Below are 17,199 nucleotides of genomic sequence, written 5' to 3'. Positions count from 1 at the left end.
AAGAGAGAAGAGGAGAAATATAAAGTTAAGCCCTCAAAAGCTCGAGCGCAATTTTTTCGTAAACCTTTGGAAGAATCTTTAGAGACTTCACCTCAGCGTATTCATTTGGTCCGTGAATGTTTCCGCCCCTTGGCCCAAAGTCTATTGCCTCAACACCGTAGGGAGTGAAATAGCGTGAGTCCGAAGCACCAGGCCCTTCTATAAGCTTTACTCTTTCTCCAAAGCCCTCCAAGGTTTTGAGAATGGCTTTGACGAGGGGTGATTCAGGGGATGTAAACAAGTATCCCGCTCTTGGATTGTTCTTAAAGATGAGCCTGGCATTTGGTAGGTTGAACTTTAAAACCTCCTCAAATGCACTCTTAATATTCTCCGGAGAGTGGCTCATCGCTCTAACGTCGATGTAGAGCTTGTGCATTCCGTCTTCAAAGCGGTAGATGTTGGGTGTAATTGAAACCCCATAGTCGCTGTACTTCTCTGCCTTTATTGGTGTCCTAACGAGAGGGACGACAGTCTTTAAAAGCGTCGTTAACCCCAAATCCGCCTCAATTTCATCGGCACCATTGGGCTCTACGTATGTTAGAGTAACTTCGCTCGGAACAACGTTGGACTTTAAAAACTTGCCTTCAATCTTAACAGCTAAGGCATTGGAGCTTCTCAAGAAGTGCGAGAGTGCTATTAGTGGATGAGCATCTACGCCTGGGAGAAAGTAGGCTGCGTGCCTTGTCTCCACGATGGGGGTGCTTATTTTAAATGTCCTCTCCTTAAGCCCTCCTTTGATCTTTACTCTCCCCGGGGGAACCTCTACAACAGCCCCAAAACCCTTTCTGCGCCTTATTATTGGGTTCATCCCAATTCCATCAGCGTTGATTTGATATTTAGGAAGATTTCCTTCTTCTTTCAGCATCTCAGCCATGTGCATAGCCATTCTTCCGCCGATCTCTTCATCACCTGTAAAAGCAAAGAGCACTTTGCCCTTTAAGTCCTTTCTAGCGAGTTCTTTTAGGGCGAGCATAACAGCCGCGACATTTCCCTTGTCATCTGCGCTCCCTCTCCCATAAGTCCTGTCCCCGATTATAGTGAGCTTAAATGGGTCCGTCTTCCACTCTTCCAAGTTCACTGGGACGACATCAAAGTGGGCCATAAACATAATTTTTGGCTCCCCTACTCCAATTTCGCCGTACACTGCATAATAACCCTCCCTCTCAGCAAGCTCACTTTCTATTCCCCAGCTTTCAAGAGTGTCTTTGATAAACAATGGACACTCCTTCGATGGTCTCTTCCCCTTTGAAGGGTCGTTAACTGTTTCAAACGCTACAAGTTCTTTTAAAAGTTCAAGCATTCCAACCACCGTTAAGATATGCATCGAAAGGCTATTTAATATTTTAGGGAATAGTCAAGTTAGGTAAGCCACCATGGAGTAAAAAGAGCAGGCCCACCAAAATAGGCTGATGAGCTACATAAATCTTTAAAGTGTGTCTCCCTGCAAAGCATATAAACTCCACGGGAATAAAACTTGGAAAAGCTACTTCAAAGCTTCTTTCACCTTTAGGGTATGCAAAGGAACCTACGGCTAAACCAAGGAGGTAAACACCAAACCAGGGGAATATGGGAAAATAATCAAGGGTAAAGAAGCTTTGTGGAGTTATGCCGAGCGGAAGGAAAAGTAAAGTGTTTGCATGTATTCTAGAGACAAGTAAAGACCCGAAAATGAAGAAAATAGCGAAAAGTACATTTTTCTTTCCAAAGGAGTAGAAAGGAATTGCTAGAATGCTTGCCAGCCCCAAGAAATGTAGAATTCCAAAGTAAATTGTACCGTCACTTAAAAATAGATAAGTAACAATCGTAATCACCAATCCAATCCCAAAGAGCTTTCCAAAGCGTCGAAAATACTTCCCATATGGCCTTGGGCTCTTCTTTATGCTTCTAGAGTAGCTTATCCAAAAGGACAGGCCCGAGATGAACACAAAGATGGATGCAGTAGTGTAAGCAAAAAGCTTCCAAAAGAGTGGATGCCCGGAGTAGTTTAGGAAATATTGCAAGTCAGTAACAAAGTTTGAAATAACCATCATGATTATACCAACGCCTCTTGCAAAATCCACCTCCCAAAAGCGGCCTCTTGAATAGAGTTCACTGCCAAACATTGCCACGACCCTCAAATAAATCAATGTTAAAGCTCGTGCTCCCTTCTCTTCTCCTCTCTGTTGTGAATGAAGTCCAAAAGCGGCCTTATCCTCTCCCAAACGTCCCCTACACTACCATTCCCATTTATTTTAACGTAAATTCCCTGCTTTTTGTAAAACTTTATGATAGGCTTCATGTTTTTTATGTAGATATCATATCTTTTAGCAACTATCTCCGGCTTATCATCTTCCCTTTGGATCACATCTCCCCCACAGATATCGCATTTTCCATCTACCTTTGGAGGGCTGTACTTAACATGGTAAACCGCCCCACATTTACTGCATATCCTTCTACCGCTTATTCTCTCTATGCTGAGTTCCTTTGGGATGAAAATATCCAAAGCGAGTTCAAGCTTTATTCCATGATCGTAGAGATAGTTTTCAAGCGCTAAAACTTGCTCAGCGCTACGAGGATAGCCATCTATAATAAAATTGTTCCTCACTCTTCTCAACTTACTCAAAACAAGGACATTTATTATTGTATCAGGGATTAAATCCCCCTTTTTCAGGAACTTCTCCATCTCCTTTCCAAGTTCCGTCCGTTTGGTTATCTCCGCCCTAATTAAATCCCCCGAGGATATGTAAAAAAGTCCATATCTTTCAATTATCGTCTTTGAATGGGTCGTTTTTCCACTTCCAGGAGGTCCAAAAATTAGTACGTTCATTTTATCACCAATAATGTTTTAGGGTTTAAAACCATAAAAAGAATTCGGTGATGCCCATGGCAAAGCTTCTAACCGGCTTTGTAAGGGCAAGTGGGTATGCAAATAAAGTTAGGAAGGTTCTTTTTGCCATCACTAAGGGAAGCGTCAAACCCGAAGAGGTTGTAAGAGCCGCAGGAGAATTAAACCGCTACATCTTTAAGAAATTCCAAGAACTGGGTGTGGAAAAAGAAGACGTAATAAGGATACAAGCACCTTTTGAGGTTAAAGAAGGGCTTATTCACTGGAACTACGATGGAGTGAAAATTGAGGTCTATAAAAAGGATGAAGAAGAAAAGCTTGCTAGAGCTATGGAAGAAGTAGAAGAGCGTGAAAAGGCTTTAGAGATAGCAATTGAAGAGCTAAGCAGGCTTTCTAATAAATTAAAAGAACTCAGTGAAGAGATAACCAAAGTCGTGGAGCGTATTAAGAGAGAGCATACTGGATTAGAGCTCAATTTTGAGAAAGAGTGACTGAGAGGCTTTTATTTATTGATCTTGAACTTAACTATATGTAGGTTAGCCCGAATGCAATAGAGACCAGAAACACTAATATACGTGCTGAAAGGGATTTAAGATATTCACGGCAAGATTATTATATGTGGGCTGCGTTTTAAGTTTATCAAGGTCAAGGTGATGAAGATGAGTGAAGTCAAAGAAGTTAAAATCCTTGAAAAACCGTGGGTTGAGAAGTACAGGCCTGAAAAGCTCAACGATATCGTAGGTCAAGAGCACATAGTCAAGAGGTTAACGCATTATGTTAAAACAAGTTCCATGCCCCATCTTTTATTCGCCGGGCCCCCCGGTGTTGGAAAGACAACTGCAGCTTTATGCTTAGCTAAAGAGATATACGGCGAGCACTGGAGGCAGAACTTTTTAGAGCTAAATGCCAGCGATGAAAGAGGTATTAATGTTATTAGAGAAAAAGTAAAAGAGTTTGCGCGCACTAAACCTATTGGAGGGGCAAGCTTTAAGATAATCTTTCTCGATGAGAGTGACGCTTTAACACAGGACGCCCAGCAAGCCTTAAGGAGAACCATGGAGATGTTCTCGAACAACGTTCGCTTCATCTTAAGCTGTAACTACTCCTCAAAGATTATAGAGCCTATACAAAGCAGATGCGCTATTTTTAGGTTTAGGCCCCTCAACGACGAGGACGTCGCGAAGCGCTTGAGGTATATAGCTGAGAACGAAGGACTTGAACTTACAGAAGACGGTCTTCAAGCACTCCTCTACGTTGCCGAAGGCGATATGAGAAGGGCAATAAACGTTCTCCAAGCTGCTGCTGCATTGGACACTAAAATAACTGATGAAAACGTCTTTATCGTTGCAAGCAGGGCTAGGCCAGAGGACGTTAGAGAGATGATGGTGCTCGCTTTAGAGGGCAACTTCCTTAAGGCAAGGGACAAGCTCAGGGAAATACTCCTCAAGCAGGGCTTAAGCGGAGAGGATGTTCTAATTCAGATGCATAAGGAAGTGTTTAACTTGCCAATAAGCGAACCCAAGAAGGTTAAGCTCGCGGATAAAATAGGTGAGTACAACTTTAGGCTTGTTGAAGGGGCGCACGAGATGATTCAGCTTGAAGCCCTTTTGGCGCAGTTCACGCTTTTGGGGAAGTAATTAGGTGAGCGAAATGCTACCATGGGTGGAAAAGTACCGTCCAAAACGGCTCAGTGAACTTGTGAATCAAGAGAAAGCCCTCCCCAAGGTTAAGGCTTGGGTAGAAGAGTGGCTAAAGGGGAGACCTAAAAAGAAAGCCATCCTCCTATACGGTCCTCCGGGAGTAGGAAAAACCGCTACAGCTTATGCTTTGGCTAATGAATATGGATTTGAGGTTATAGAGCTTAACGCAAGTGATGAGAGGACTTACGAAAAGGTGAGCCGATACATCCAAGCGGCATATACAATGGACGTCTTTGGACGAAAAAGGAAGCTTATTTTCATGGATGAAGCCGACAACATGGAGCCAAGCGGGGCATATGAGATAGCCAAGCTTATAGAGAAAGCGAGGAATCCAATAATACTCTCTGCGAACAAGTATTGGCAAGTCCCCCAAGCCATTAGAAGCAAAGCAGAGCTCATCGAATACAAAAAGCTCACTCAAAGGGATATTATGGCCGGACTGTGGCGCATTGTTAAGGCCGAGCATCTTGAGGTGCCAAAGGAAGTTATAAAGCTAATAGCCCAAAGGGCGAACGGTGATTTAAGGGCCGCTATTAATGATTTGCAGACAGTAGCAGTTAGTCCCGAGGATGCAGAGCAGCTTTTGGCTTATAGAGATGTTGAAAAGAGCGTTTTCCAAGCATTAGGTGGAATATTCGCAAGCGACAGCACCAAAAAAGCGAGGATGGCAATGTGGAACGTGGACAAAACACCAGATGAGCTTTTGCTTTGGATAGATGAGAACATCCCCTACATATACACTAAGCCCGAAGAGATAGCCCAAGCTTACGAAGCCATAAGCAGGGCCGATATATACTTTGGAAGAGCCAATAGGAGCGGGAACTACGGCCTTTGGAAATACGCTATAGATATGATGACAGCGGGGGTAGCTGTTGCGGGCACCAAGAAAAAGGGCTTTTTGAGGTTTTATCCACCGAAGACACTTAAGATACTCCGTGATTCCAAGGAAGAGCGCGGGATTAGGGATTCAATAATCAGGAAGATTATGAAAGGGATGCACATGAGCAAGCTGGAGGCTATTGAGACGATGGCTATTTTCAAAGGAATATTCCAGTACAATCCAGAAAAAGCCGCACACATTGCTGTTTTCTTAGAGCTTGGAGACAAAGAAATTGAGTTTTTAACGGAAGATAAAGAAAAGGCCAAGAGCATAAAGGGCAAAATGATGGTCATACATAAAGAGCTCAAAAAAACCGAGCCGGGAGAGGAGGTAAAAGTCGAGAAAGAGGAAAAAGAGCAAGAAAAAGTCAAAGAAGTCGAGGAAACCCAAGAGACCGTAGGAAAGAAAGAGCCTAAAGAGCCCAAAAAGGAGATTGAGGAAGAAAAACCCAAAGAAGAGGAAAAAAGCGAAGAAACAGCAAAAGAAGAAAAGAAGCCAAAGCAGGCCACGCTCTTTGACTTCATCAAGAAGAAGTGACGCCATTTTTCATTTTATATTCTGGGGAATATAAATCTCGACTAAATTTATATTCTGTAGAATGCAAATCCTCTGGGGTGAGAGGGATGAAGACTGAGATGAGTAGCGTTGACATAAAGTATATCGTGGAAGAGCTGCAGTCACTCGTAGGTGCGAGAATTGATAAGGTCTATCACGATGGAAATATTTTAAGGGTTAAACTCCACAAGGCAGGCGAGGGGAGGAAAGATTTGCTCATTCAAGCTGGCAAGAGGGTTCATCTAACGACATACATCAAGGAGAGCCCTTCCCCTTCATCGTTCGCGATGCTTTTAAGAAAGCACCTGAGCGGCCGCTTCTTAGATGGAATAGAGCAGTACGACTTCGATAGGATTGTTAAGCTCAAGGTTGGTGAGTACACACTCATAGCGGAGCTCTTTAAGAGGGGAAACGTTGTTTTAATTGATGGTGAGAGCAAAATTTTGGGAGCTTTGAGGTATGAGGAGTTCAAAGATAGAGCTATAAAGCCCGGACACGAGTACAAGCTTCCTCCGGCTAGGGAGAGCCCTGTAGACGTGGAATGGGAGCGCTTTAAGGAGCTGCTCCTCGAAGAAGAGGTGGAGGTAGTAAGGGCCCTCGCCAGAAAGTTTAACATGGGCGGCCTTTTTGCGGAAGAGATTCTCCTCAGGGCTGGAATTGAGAAGACGAGAACGGCCAAAGAGCTAAGCGAGGAGGAGCTCAAACTCATCTTTGAGAAGATGAAAGAGGTGTTCAGCGCCCCCAAAAAGGCCCAGATAGTCTACAAAGATGGTGAGCTCTTTGATGTCCTCCCAATCGAGCTGAAGCAGTACGAAAGCCTGGAAAAGAAGTACTTCGAGACGTTCAGCGAGGCATTGGATGAATACTTTGGAAAGATCACCGTTGATGAGGCAAAGAAAGAGCTCACAAAGAGGCTTGAGGATAAGAAGCGCTCTCTTCTGCACACACTTAAGCGCCAAGAAGAGATGATGAAGGGCTTTGAGGCACAGGCTGAGAAAAACCAAGCCCTTGGGGACTTAATATATGCAAACTTCATGCTCGTTGAGAACCTCCTCAGTGAGTTTAAAAAAGCCGTTGAAAAGCTCGGCTGGGACGAGTTTAAGCGCAGAATAGAAGAGGGAAAGAAGGCGGGCAACAAAGTGGCCATGATGGTGAAGGGCGTTAATCCCAAGGACAAGGCCGTAACCATAGAGCTCAATGGTCAAAAAATCACGCTCTATCTCGACAGGAGCATAGGGGAAAATGCGGAGCTCTACTACGAAAAGGCTAAAAAAGCAAAGCACAAGCTTGAAGGTGCCAAAGAGGCATACAAGAAGACGCTCAAGAAGATTCAGGAGGTCGAGAAGCTCATAGAAGAGGAGCTTAAGAAGGAGATAAACGTCAAGAAGCTCGAAAGGAGAAAGAAGAAGTGGTTCGAGAAGTTCCGCTGGTTCATAAGCAGCGAAGGCTTTTTGGTGATAGGTGGAAAAGATGCCACGACCAACGAGATGGTGGTTAAAAAATACATGAGCGAAAACGACTGGTACTGTCACGCCGACGTTTACGGTGCTCCCCATGTGGTTATTAAAGAAGGAAAGAAAGCGAGCGAAAAAACGCTTTTTGAGGCCTGTCAGTTTGCTGTTTCAATGTCAAAGGCATGGTCGAGGGGAGTGTTCAGCGAAGATGCCTATTATGCAGACCCGAGCCAAGTAACAAAGCAAGCGCCGAGCGGCGAGTATTTGGGTAAAGGGGCCTTTATGGTATACGGCAAGAGAAATTGGATGCACGGACTTCCCCTAAAGCTCGCCGTCGGGATAGTGAAGTATGAAGATGAGGAATTACCAATGTGCGGGCCCGTTGATGCCGTGAAAGCTCACACGAACCGCTATATTGTGATAAGGCCCGGCCGCCTGAAGAAGAGCGAGCTCGTGAAGAAGCTCAAGCATATTTTGGAGAAGTGGGGCTACAAGGTGAGCGAAGAGGACTTGATGGCCATTCTACCGCCGGGGAATGGGGATGTGGAGGAAATCAGGGAGTAAAACACTCTCCTCTTGCCCCAAGCATCTCTTTTACCTTTTTGCACGCTTCTCTAAGCTTTTGGGCGTTCTCCTCGGGAATCCCATCGTAAGTGAACTCCCAAGTACCCATTTCAATTCCAGCCGCATATTTAAGCTTGTCTTTGTCCCTCAGCATGGGATAAAACTCGATGTGCAGGTGATAAAAATTATACTGGCCCTTAAACGGTGCTTGAAAGATGTTCATAACATAGGGCATCTGCCTGTCAAAGAGAGCGTTAAGTGTTGCCGTTGCAACCCTCAAAACATCCGCTAAATCTTCAATCTCTTCTTTATTCAATTGTGTCAGCCACTGTATATGACACTTAGGATAAATGTGCACCTCAAAAGGCCAGTTCGCATAGAATGGCATGAAGAGAACAAAGCTTTCGTTCTCGTAAATAACCCTCTCCCCTTTCATCTCCTCCTCCAGGATGCGGCAAAAGAGGCACTCGTTAAAGCGCTTGTAATGTTTCCTTGAGTTCTCAATTTTCAAACGAACCTTTAGAGGGATGAATGGCAAAGCATAGAGCTGGCCGTGAGGGTGAGTTAAGCTCACACCAATTTCTTCGCCTTTATTTCGAAAGATGGCAAGATAAGCAACGTGGGGATTATCCTTTAATTCCATAGTTACACTTTTCCATAATTCAACAACCTTAACCATCTGCTCAGGAGAAAGCTCGTCCAAATCCCTCAAATTATGCTCCGGCGTTTCCACTATAACGCTGCACTGCCCAATCGCTCCCGCTTTTTTGTAAAAACCTTCATTTTGAGGCTTTTCCGCTTTGAAATCAAGCATTGGGAATCTATTTGGCAAAAGCAGAACTTCCCAGCCAAAGCCCGTTTCTTCACTTCCCGGACAAAAAGGACAAAAATTCTTAGGGCGCCAGGGTCTCTTTTTTCTCACAGCAGAAACCATTATCCATTGGCCTGTTAAGGGGTTATAGCGGAGCTCTCTCATTCTCTCACCAAAGAAAAAATATTGGCTCGGGCTTAATTTTTCTTTCGGTGCAAAATAAAAAAGTCAGCCAAAGAGGTCTCCTATGACCTCCACTACTCTGTACACTTTTATGACTATCTTCACTGCAAAAACTCTTAGAGTTCTCCTAAATCCAACGCCGCTGTATCTTATCTCGCCCATTTTTAGGGCGTTTACTCCCGTGCTCACGGGGTCTTCAGAGTTTATGATCCTCCTGGCAACATCTTCGCTTGTCCATGCCCTCATCGTCGGCTCTGAAATTTTGCCTTTTGAAAATTCCACTATGCGGCCATTTTCCGTCACGACGCCTATGGTGAGGATGCTTTCGTTTTCAAGCGTTATCTCGAGGTCTATCCTCTCATTTCCAGCTATTCTTTTGATAAATCCTGGCAGATTATCGGCATTTTCATTGTATATGGGCACATATTCTCTCAGAAGGTCAAAGAGAGTTTGCTCCTCAACAACTTCAATGAGTTCAGGTTCAAGCTCATTTATGCCTCCTGTGCTTATCATGAGCCCCATTATATTGTACTCAACGAACATTTCTGCATCCCCTGACCATTCAACCTCAATGAGGTTTTCTTCTCCCAGAATCCTCTCATCCACAAGATACACAAGTTCATAGGCATCCAAATCCGGTTCCTCATCATATGCAATGATGGGCTCGATTAGCTCTAACTCCAACTCGTTCTCATTTACGTAGAGTTTTATATTCTCAAGGAAATACTCTCCATATTCAATAACCACAGGAGTTGCTTCAACGAGTATGCTCACATAAGGCTGGTTGTTCGGATCGAGCTTTATCACTTTTAAAAATTCCTCATCCAGATCCCAAGAAATTTGTCCGGTTCTTTTGGCAGTCTCTCTTGGGGGCACCGTCTGCTTTACGGGATCTTTTATCGCTTTATCAAGGGCTGTTTCTGTCCTTTCTCTATTCCCATGATCAGAGACCCAAAATATGAGCTGCTCGTTTTTGTTCATTTTTTTGCTTACATTTATAATAGCCTCAAAAAGGGCCTTTTTTGTACCTGGTCCATCCACATAGTTTGGGACATTTGTACCGTCTGGCATGGTTTTCCCATTTCCAGCCAGAGCTATTATGTCTCCATCGGTGAAACCCTGCTTTTTAAGTGCTTTATATGCCCTATCTAGATTGTTCCAGTGTCTTTTGCTGTCAGCATCTCCAGCAAAAAGGATGGCATGCTTGCTTGCAACATCTGAACCATCAACTTTCTTTCCTATCTTAATATTATCTCCATTTCCCACCGAAGTGTACTGAGGGGTTTCCTTGAAGCCCAACCCGTAAGGGCCACGTGCATCCTGTTGCTCGGCTCTTTTGGCCATCTCTTTCATTGTGGGGGCATCTTTACCTGTCCTTTCTAACTCCTCTCCAACTTCCTTTGGGTAGTAGCCTTCGGGCCGGGTGAATCCCCTTTTCCCCATTTCAGGCCAGCTGGCTGGTGTGTAGCCATCAGCAAGACCCCAAGATGTTTCATTATGCTTGGAAGCGCTCAAAAAGGCCGCATCCCCCGTCCCTTTTAGCTTTTCTTTAAGGTCATCAATCATTCCTCCGCCAAAGCACTGGTTGAAGATGAAGACCATATTCGCATAGCCCGTTCTGTTGGCTATCCACATCTTCATCATGTTTGCAAGTTGCCAGTCGTAAACATACCCCCCAGAGCTTGTCACAATGCTGCTCGCATAGTCCTCTGGCTGGTCGTAGAAGTAGGAGCATTTTTCAGAGTACAGAACCGCAGGAGTCACTTTGACCTCTATGATAGCCTTCCCCTTATCCAGTTTTATCTCATATATTCCAGGTTTTGTGATCGTTATGGAGCCCGAGCCGAGCTGTGTGTTTGAAAAAATGGTATTGTACTCCTCCATGCTGACCTCAACATTTATCGGCGTCACTGGGGAGCATTCCTTATGGCTGTACAACAGCTGCTTTTTTATATAGCCCGCCTGTCCCTTCAATGTGTCCCAGTCGTAGTAGAACATGCTGATTTTTCCGTCTCTGGTACTGTGCCCGCTGTGCGTGACCTTATATCTGCCGATTATGTCCGCGTATCCGTTTGCACCGTCGTCCATATCCTCGCTCAGGGACATGCCTATAAAGTACACATTTACCTGAACCGCAGGCTGACCGGGCGGGTCAAAGTGGGCCTCCATAAAAGGCGCCGCCACCACAAGACCAGCCAGAACGGCCAGCAGTATCAAACCTCTTTTCAACCTTCTCACATCCAAAATTTTCCATAGAACAATTAAAGTCCCCAAAACTATTGACTAAAGCAAAGTCAATGGTTTCTATTTGTTTATATTCCTGTGCCAAAGTTTATTAATATATCGCCACATATCTGGGTAATGGGTGTCATGCATGTTCAGATTTCCCCGGAGTTTCCTTTTTGGGACTGCAACCTCCTCCCACCAAATTGAAGGGAACAATATCTTCAATGATTGGTGGTTTTATGAGCAGAAGGGAAAGCTAAAATACAAATCTGGAAAAGCCTGCAACCATTGGGAGCTCTACAAAGAGGATATTGATCTTATGGCCATGCTCGGCTACAACGCTTATCGCTTCTCCATAGAATGGAGCCGTATCTTTCCGAAGGAGAAGGAGTTCAATGAAAAAGCCCTCCAGAGATATCAAGAAATTGTAAATCTGCTCAATGAAAGGGGCATTACTCCAATGGTTACACTCCACCACTTTACAAGCCCAATGTGGTTCATGAAGAAAGGTGGCTTTGCGAAAGAGGAGAACTTGAGGTACTGGGAAATCTATGTAAAAACAATAGCCGAGAACTTGGAAGGTGTTGAGCTAATAGCAACCTTCAACGAGCCTATGGTATACGTTATGATGAGCTACATCCAAGGGTATTGGCCGCCTTTCGTTAAAAATCCCCTAAATGCTGGAAAGGTTGAGGCAAATCTGCTTAAAGCCCACGCTATAGCTTATGAAATTTTGAATGGGCGAAACTTCAAAGTTGGAATCGTTAAGAACATTCCGATTTTCATTCCTGCAAGCGAAAGCGAGCGTGACAAGAAAGCGAGAGATAGAGTAGATAATCTCTTCAACTGGAACTTTCTCGATGCGATTTGGAGTGGAAAAGTGAAAACCCCTCTAAAAACTTATGATGTCCCGAAGAGCGATGTCGACTTCATCGGAGTTAATTATTATACAGCATCAGAAGTCAAGCATAGCTGGAATCCCCTAAAGTTCTTCTTTGAAGCCAAATTGGCCGATTTAAGCGAGCGCAAGACGTTGATGGGCTGGAGCATCTATCCAAAAGGCCTCTATGAAGCGATAACAAATGTTCAAAGCCGCTATAAGAAGCCTATTTACATAACTGAAAATGGCATAGCTACACTCGACGATGAGTGGCGCATAGAGTTCATAATTCAGCACCTTCAATACGTCCACAAAGCTTTAAAAGAAAGCTACGATGTTAGAGGTTACTTCTACTGGTCGCTCATGGACAACTTCGAGTGGGCAGAGGGCTTTGAGCCGAGATTTGGGCTTGTTGAAGTTGACTACAAGACTTTTGAAAGAAGGCCGAGAAGGAGCGCATATATTTATGGAGAAATAGCAAAGAGCAGGGAAATAAGTGATGAGCTGATTGAAAAGCATGGATTGGAGAATCTTTAGCTCTTTATTATTCTCTCTATTTCCTCGATATCCCTCTCGTCAAACTGAGGCAGCATATCCAAATGAACCTTCATCAGCTCAGCCATCGCCCTAAGTCCATTCTCCGCATTGTTCACGACAGGGTCGAGAAGAACTGCTTTAGCAACTTTTTCTATGCTTCCCTCGCCTGCAGCTTCTGCGCTAAGTTTTTGAATCTCTGCTTGTGTTCTCAATAAGGCTATTATCTCCCTTGGGAGCTCAACTCTAAGGGGCTTTACCCCCTTAGGTGAGGTTTTAGCCGGAACTTCAACTATGGTGCTCTTTGGAAGGCCGTTTATGTGGCCATCATTTGGGACGTTTATCGCCTCTTGAAGCTTTTCTTTGCCTTCAAGCCCCTCAACGATGCTCATCGCAACGTCTGGGTTTTTGATGAACTTATTGAAAGCAAGCTTCGGCACTAAACCTTTTAAAAACAGCCTCAAGAGCTTCCTAACCTCTTCCCCTTCTTTTCTCGTCCGCTCAATCCACTTTAAGCCCTTCTTTTCCTCAGGCACTAACTCCCAAGCGAATGGTAGGTATTCACCTATGTGGTTGTCGCTCGGCGATGGAAGGAGACCATAGATTTTGTAGAGGAGCTGGGAAAGTGGTTCAAAGGAAGGGCTCTTCTTTAGGACTTCATCCAAGATTGGATAGCCATCTTTCCCTTTAACGCTAAGCTCTTTAAGCCAAGTGAAGTGATTAAGCCCAGCGGCAGTAAAGGTTATCTCATTCTCCTTAACGTTTAAAAGAGTAGCTAGGCTCTCTTTACGCTCTAAGTAACCAGTACACAAACCATAAACGTTCTTTAGCTTTGCGTAGTTGTTCACAGCATAGGTAACCCTCGGCTCTGGATTTGAATAGATAAATGTATAGGCATCTTTGTTTATGTCTCCAATAACCTCAGCGATGCTTAAAACCAAAGGAACGACCCTTAAAGTGTGGCTAAGCCCACCGATGCCGCCGTTCTCCCCTAAGACCTGCTTTATGCCGTATTTATGTGGGATTTCAAAATCCAAGTGCCAGCGCTTATACCTCTCCTTTTCCACTGAGATAACAGCATAGTCAATACCCACATTTTGTAGATTTTTTACATCTGTGAAGGCTTGAATTTTAAGCTCCTTTTTGAAAATCCTGCCTATTTTTCTCCCCACAGCTTCAATAAACTTCAGCCTCTCCCCATCCACATCAATGAGATAAATTTCTGCATCAGCCAAAACATCGCTGTTCGCTACTGTGTAGAGGGCTAAAGGAGTGAAGATGCTCCCTGCACCGATGAAGGCTATCCTCATCAAATCACCTCAGCGAAGGGAGTGATGTGAAGGAGCATTTTTGGAAGGATTTTAAGTCCCTCCCCATACATCGCATTTATCCTTTTGCCATAGAATAGAGCCATAGATTTGAAGAAAATCTCCCACTGTTGCCAATTAGCTTCGAACTGACTTTTATGCTCTCTTAAAGCTTTGAGCTTGACTTCAAAGATGTCCGTTATATCCTCAATGTAGTTAGGTCTCGCTGTGTAGTAAAGCCCAACTAAAGGAACATCGTGCGGCTTTAGGCCGTTCTCCAGGTCGCCTTTGTTTATATGTGGGAAAGACGCGAAGAATGTGGCTTCCATCGCTAAGAGGCCAGCGTTTCTGTGGTCAGGATGAACTTCGTAGGGAAGCCAAGGGTCAGGGGCTAAAACCATATCTGGCTTTTCTTCTCTAATCGTGCTTATTATTTTGTTCCTCACTTCTGGGGAGTATGGAAGCTCTGTATCCATATAATCAAGCCATATAAGCTTTTTCACGCCAATTATCTTTGCAGCTCTCGCCTGTTCCTCCTTCCTAATCTCCGCAAGAGCCTTTGGCTCTAAGCTTATGTCGTGGCTTCCCATAGAGCCATCAGTTAGTGTTAAGTAAGCTATATCCTTTCCTTCAAGATAAAGCTTTGCTAATATTCCCCCAATTGCCACTTCGCAGTCATCTGGATGCGGTTGAACACAGAGAACCTTTTTAACATCTCTAAACGGATCATCGAAGTCTATACCAAAGAACCTTTGGATTAGTGCCTTGAGGGCGTCCAAGTCATCTAAACTCCCCAACATCTTGTTTAGCATTTCAAAAGGCATCATGCGCCTCCCTCCGCAGAATTTCCTCCGCTCTTTTCCTTAGGATTTCTCCAATATTTTCCCTATCCTCAGGGTACTGCTTTCTTATCCAAATCCATACGAGTGCACAGGGCAGCCAAAAGAGCGAGCCTATTATAATGGCATACTCATAAGCGAGCGTATTTGTATAGCCCGCACTTCGCAGGGTCTCTATTAAAAAGCCCCCCAATAAAGGCCCAAAAGCTTTTCCAACGTTATCTATAATGTTGAAAACCCCAAAAACAGTTCCTCTGTCTTCAGGGAGATTAACTTGTGAGATTATTGCAGTTACATTGGGACCCGCAAATGTTACGAGCTGGAGAAAGAGGAACGAGTACACTGCGAGAGCAATCCAGCCTTTAGCGGTGAGCTCACTTGGCAGGGGGTATATTACTATTCCTAAAGCAGCGAGCATGCCTAGGAATACTGCCAGTCCCGTTGCTACTGCCCTTCCTCCCTTCATCCTCTTTTCGAAGTAGTCTCCAACGAATCCACCGAAGAGCGTTCCTATAACCGTCGCTATCCCCAGAATTAAGAGAACAAATGTAGCGGTGTCCTTGGCCATACCTCTGGATACGATAAGGAACGAGACGAGCCAGTACATGAGCACTCCCCATGGAACAGTGCCAAAGAGGCCTTGGATAAATATTAATATGTTTGTCCTCGTTTGAAAGGACTTCTTTACAGCATCCCAGCTTAAGCGATACTCATATTCGTAGCCTTTCTCAAGGACTTCTTTAAGCTCCTTTTCGCTTTGACCGCGCTTTGGCTCTTCTGCTATCAAATAGAATAGAGGTGCGAGGATAAAGTTTGGGACAGATGCAATTATGAAAGGAGGCCTCCAGCTCACTATTAATCCTGCGATAACCATGCCAAAAAGCGTTCCAAAGCCAAAGGCTGTTTGTATGTAAGCGTACCCTCTTCCCCTGTGCTCCTCTTCAAACATATCTGCTATCAAGGAGTATCCAATTGGAATTATTGAGCCAACTCCAATGCCCGTGAAGAGGCGCATGAGCAAAAGTTGAGGATAGCTTTGGACGAACGCCGTTAAAAAACATGGAATTTCTCCTAAAAGAACGCCAACCACCAACAGCTGCTTTCTCCGCTTAATGTCCGATAGAAAACCCCAAATTAGGGTTATCAAAGCACTTGTAGCAACGAAAATCGTTGAAACGAGACCCATTTGAGTTTCGCTTATACCAAACTCGGCCATAATCTGCTGATAGTTGGGAGGTAGAAGATTTTGATCAGCCATCAAAAAAGCAGCCATCAAAACCAGTAAAACAATCGATGCTCTGCGCCTTAAATTCTTCACTCTTCATCCCTCCAAGCGTTATAAATAGCTTTAAAAGCATCCAGCCTGCGCTCCGCTAAAGGCTCCCATCCACGGGCGTCGCTGTTTTCAGCCAAAAATGCGTTTTCTCCATTTAACTCATAAGAGAGCGTGTTCAACCTCCGATTACCTTCGTCTTTAGTCCAAATATTAAGGCTCTTATCAGGTGCCCAGCTCGAAGTCCTTAGGTAAAGTTTTCTTCCACTATGCTTTAGCTTACTTGGGAAAATTATATCAGTGTTGAGTTCCTCTATGAGCTCGACAATTTTCCTGACCTCCAAGGTATAGCCCGCCAAATCACGGTATCCGAAGAACTCTATGTCCGTGCCGTAAAGAAGAACATTGTCCATTCCTCTTAGCCACTTTGCAGCTTTTTTAACGCTCATCAAGGGAAAACCGCCAACTCCAAGCATGGCGATTGTATTTACGGCCACCCATACAGGAATAGCGTTTATAGTTTTAACTGCCTTAAGAGTAACCTTTCCGCCAAAAGTCAGCTTTAGTGCTTTTCTAAGCTCTCTAAGACCCCACAAATAGTTGAGATAAACGAGGCCTTCTCCCCTTTGCGCTTTAATTAAGTGTGGATAAAGTGGCTTTATTGGCTTTATCTCAGAGTTCAGGTGATTCGAAAAGAGTAAAGCCTCACCATCAATGAACACTTCCTCATAGCCGCAGTCCTTTAAAATCGCGGGGATTATTGGGTCATAAGCCAGCTCAGGAAGCCAAAAGCCTTTAGGAGAGACCTCAAAAATTTCCTCTTTTAATGTTCTGTCCCTCACCACTTGAGCTTCAACCCTATCAAGCGGCAAAAGCGGAAGGATTGCATGGGTATACGCAGTGCCAGTAATTTCGATTAATCCACTTTCAATGCCTTCTTTAATGGTGTTTATAAGCTCCTGCGGCAGAAATTGGAGGGAAAAACCAGTTATATTCAAAGCAAATGGAATCTCGCTTTTCAAAAGCTCCCTTATCGTTGGGAAGTATGATTTTTCAATCACTCTCGAAATTTCACCCTTTGGAATCTCAGCATACTGCAGATTGCCGTGAAAAACAAGGGCGTGCAAGAG

14 protein-coding genes are annotated in these 17,199 nt (G+C 44.3%); 5 read left to right on the top strand and 9 right to left on the bottom strand.

Annotated elements, in window-relative coordinates; translation table 11 throughout:
* Window positions 1-25: 25 nt before the first annotated feature.
* The 3 genes from PAP_RS04150 to PAP_RS04140 are packed head-to-tail and all read right to left on the bottom strand — an operon-like array spanning window position 26 to window position 2,845.
* On the bottom strand, window positions 26-1,339 hold the full coding sequence (locus PAP_RS04150) for a M20/M25/M40 family metallo-hydrolase (protein ID WP_144367988.1): 1,314 nt from the start codon (window positions 1,337-1,339) through the stop codon (window positions 26-28).
* A 43-nt stretch (window positions 1,340-1,382) separates the two neighbouring features.
* A complete protein-coding gene (locus tag PAP_RS04145; RefSeq protein WP_330217314.1) occupies window positions 1,383-2,240 on the bottom strand; it encodes a heparan-alpha-glucosaminide N-acetyltransferase in 858 nt (285 codons plus the stop codon).
* Entirely contained in the window at window positions 2,168-2,845 is a 678-nt protein-coding gene (locus PAP_RS04140; RefSeq protein ID WP_048164830.1) for an adenylate kinase, read from the bottom strand. Before PAP_RS04140 ends, PAP_RS04145 begins: the two co-directional genes overlap by 73 nt.
* 56 nt (window positions 2,846-2,901) lie before the next feature.
* Between PAP_RS04140 and PAP_RS04135 the strand changes: the two genes are divergently transcribed.
* The 4 genes from PAP_RS04135 to rqcH all read left to right on the top strand — a co-directional run bounded on the left by PAP_RS04135 (window position 2,902) and on the right by rqcH (window position 8,016).
* Entirely contained in the window at window positions 2,902-3,354 is a 453-nt protein-coding gene (locus tag PAP_RS04135) for a single- stranded DNA-binding family protein (RefSeq protein ID WP_048164829.1), read from the top strand.
* Between the two features lie 168 nt (window positions 3,355-3,522).
* A complete protein-coding gene (locus PAP_RS04130) occupies window positions 3,523-4,500 on the top strand; it encodes a replication factor C small subunit (RefSeq protein WP_048164828.1) in 978 nt (325 codons plus the stop codon).
* Window positions 4,501-4,513: 13 nt separating this feature from the next.
* On the top strand, window positions 4,514-5,980 hold the full coding sequence (locus tag PAP_RS04125; RefSeq protein ID WP_048164827.1) for a replication factor C large subunit: 1,467 nt from the start codon (window positions 4,514-4,516) through the stop codon (window positions 5,978-5,980).
* An 86-nt stretch (window positions 5,981-6,066) separates the two neighbouring features.
* A complete protein-coding gene (gene rqcH / locus PAP_RS04120; RefSeq protein WP_048164826.1) occupies window positions 6,067-8,016 on the top strand; it encodes a ribosome rescue protein RqcH in 1,950 nt (649 codons plus the stop codon).
* Here rqcH and galT read toward each other — a convergent pair.
* Together galT and PAP_RS04110 are read right to left on the bottom strand one after the other, a co-directional pair.
* Window positions 8,006-8,992 (bottom strand): galactose-1-phosphate uridylyltransferase, encoded by a 987-nt coding sequence (gene galT, locus PAP_RS04115; RefSeq protein ID WP_048164825.1) that lies wholly within the window; start codon window positions 8,990-8,992, stop codon window positions 8,006-8,008. The genes rqcH and galT overlap by 11 nt on opposite strands.
* A gap of 63 nt (window positions 8,993-9,055) precedes the next feature.
* The gene (locus PAP_RS04110) at window positions 9,056-11,239 is read right to left on the bottom strand and encodes a hypothetical protein (RefSeq protein WP_048164824.1); all 2,184 of its coding nucleotides are present in this window, start codon (window positions 11,237-11,239) and stop codon (window positions 9,056-9,058) included.
* Between the two features lie 145 nt (window positions 11,240-11,384).
* On the opposite strand from PAP_RS04110, the gene PAP_RS04105 reads away from it, so the two are divergent.
* Complete coding sequence (locus PAP_RS04105; protein ID WP_048164823.1) at window positions 11,385-12,653, top strand: glycoside hydrolase family 1 protein; 1,269 nt, start codon at window positions 11,385-11,387, stop codon at window positions 12,651-12,653.
* Here the strand turns inward: PAP_RS04105 and PAP_RS04100 are convergent.
* Genes PAP_RS04100 through PAP_RS04085 form a run of 4 tightly spaced genes read right to left on the bottom strand, consistent with a single transcriptional unit; the run spans window position 12,650 to window position 17,196 of the window.
* A complete protein-coding gene (locus PAP_RS04100) occupies window positions 12,650-13,960 on the bottom strand; it encodes a family 4 glycosyl hydrolase (protein ID WP_048164822.1) in 1,311 nt (436 codons plus the stop codon). The genes PAP_RS04105 and PAP_RS04100 overlap by 4 nt on opposite strands.
* On the bottom strand, window positions 13,960-14,784 hold the full coding sequence (locus PAP_RS04095) for a PIG-L deacetylase family protein (protein WP_236627010.1): 825 nt from the start codon (window positions 14,782-14,784) through the stop codon (window positions 13,960-13,962). The genes PAP_RS04100 and PAP_RS04095 overlap by 1 nt, the downstream gene beginning before the upstream one ends.
* Window positions 14,771-16,114 (bottom strand): MFS transporter, encoded by a 1,344-nt coding sequence (locus PAP_RS04090; RefSeq protein WP_084177530.1) that lies wholly within the window; start codon window positions 16,112-16,114, stop codon window positions 14,771-14,773. Before PAP_RS04090 ends, PAP_RS04095 begins: the two co-directional genes overlap by 14 nt.
* Window positions 16,111-17,196, bottom strand: a complete 1,086-nt coding sequence (locus tag PAP_RS04085) for a glycoside hydrolase family 57 protein (RefSeq protein WP_048164821.1) — start codon at window positions 17,194-17,196, stop codon at window positions 16,111-16,113. Before PAP_RS04085 ends, PAP_RS04090 begins: the two co-directional genes overlap by 4 nt.
* Window positions 17,197-17,199 lie beyond the last annotated feature (3 nt).

It is taken from the genome of Palaeococcus pacificus DY20341 (genome assembly GCF_000725425.1).
Taxonomy (GTDB): Archaea; Methanobacteriota_B; Thermococci; order Thermococcales; family Thermococcaceae; genus Palaeococcus; species Palaeococcus pacificus.
The sequence above is the reverse complement of the archived record's forward strand: the minus strand, read 5'-3'. Positions and strand labels throughout refer to the sequence as shown.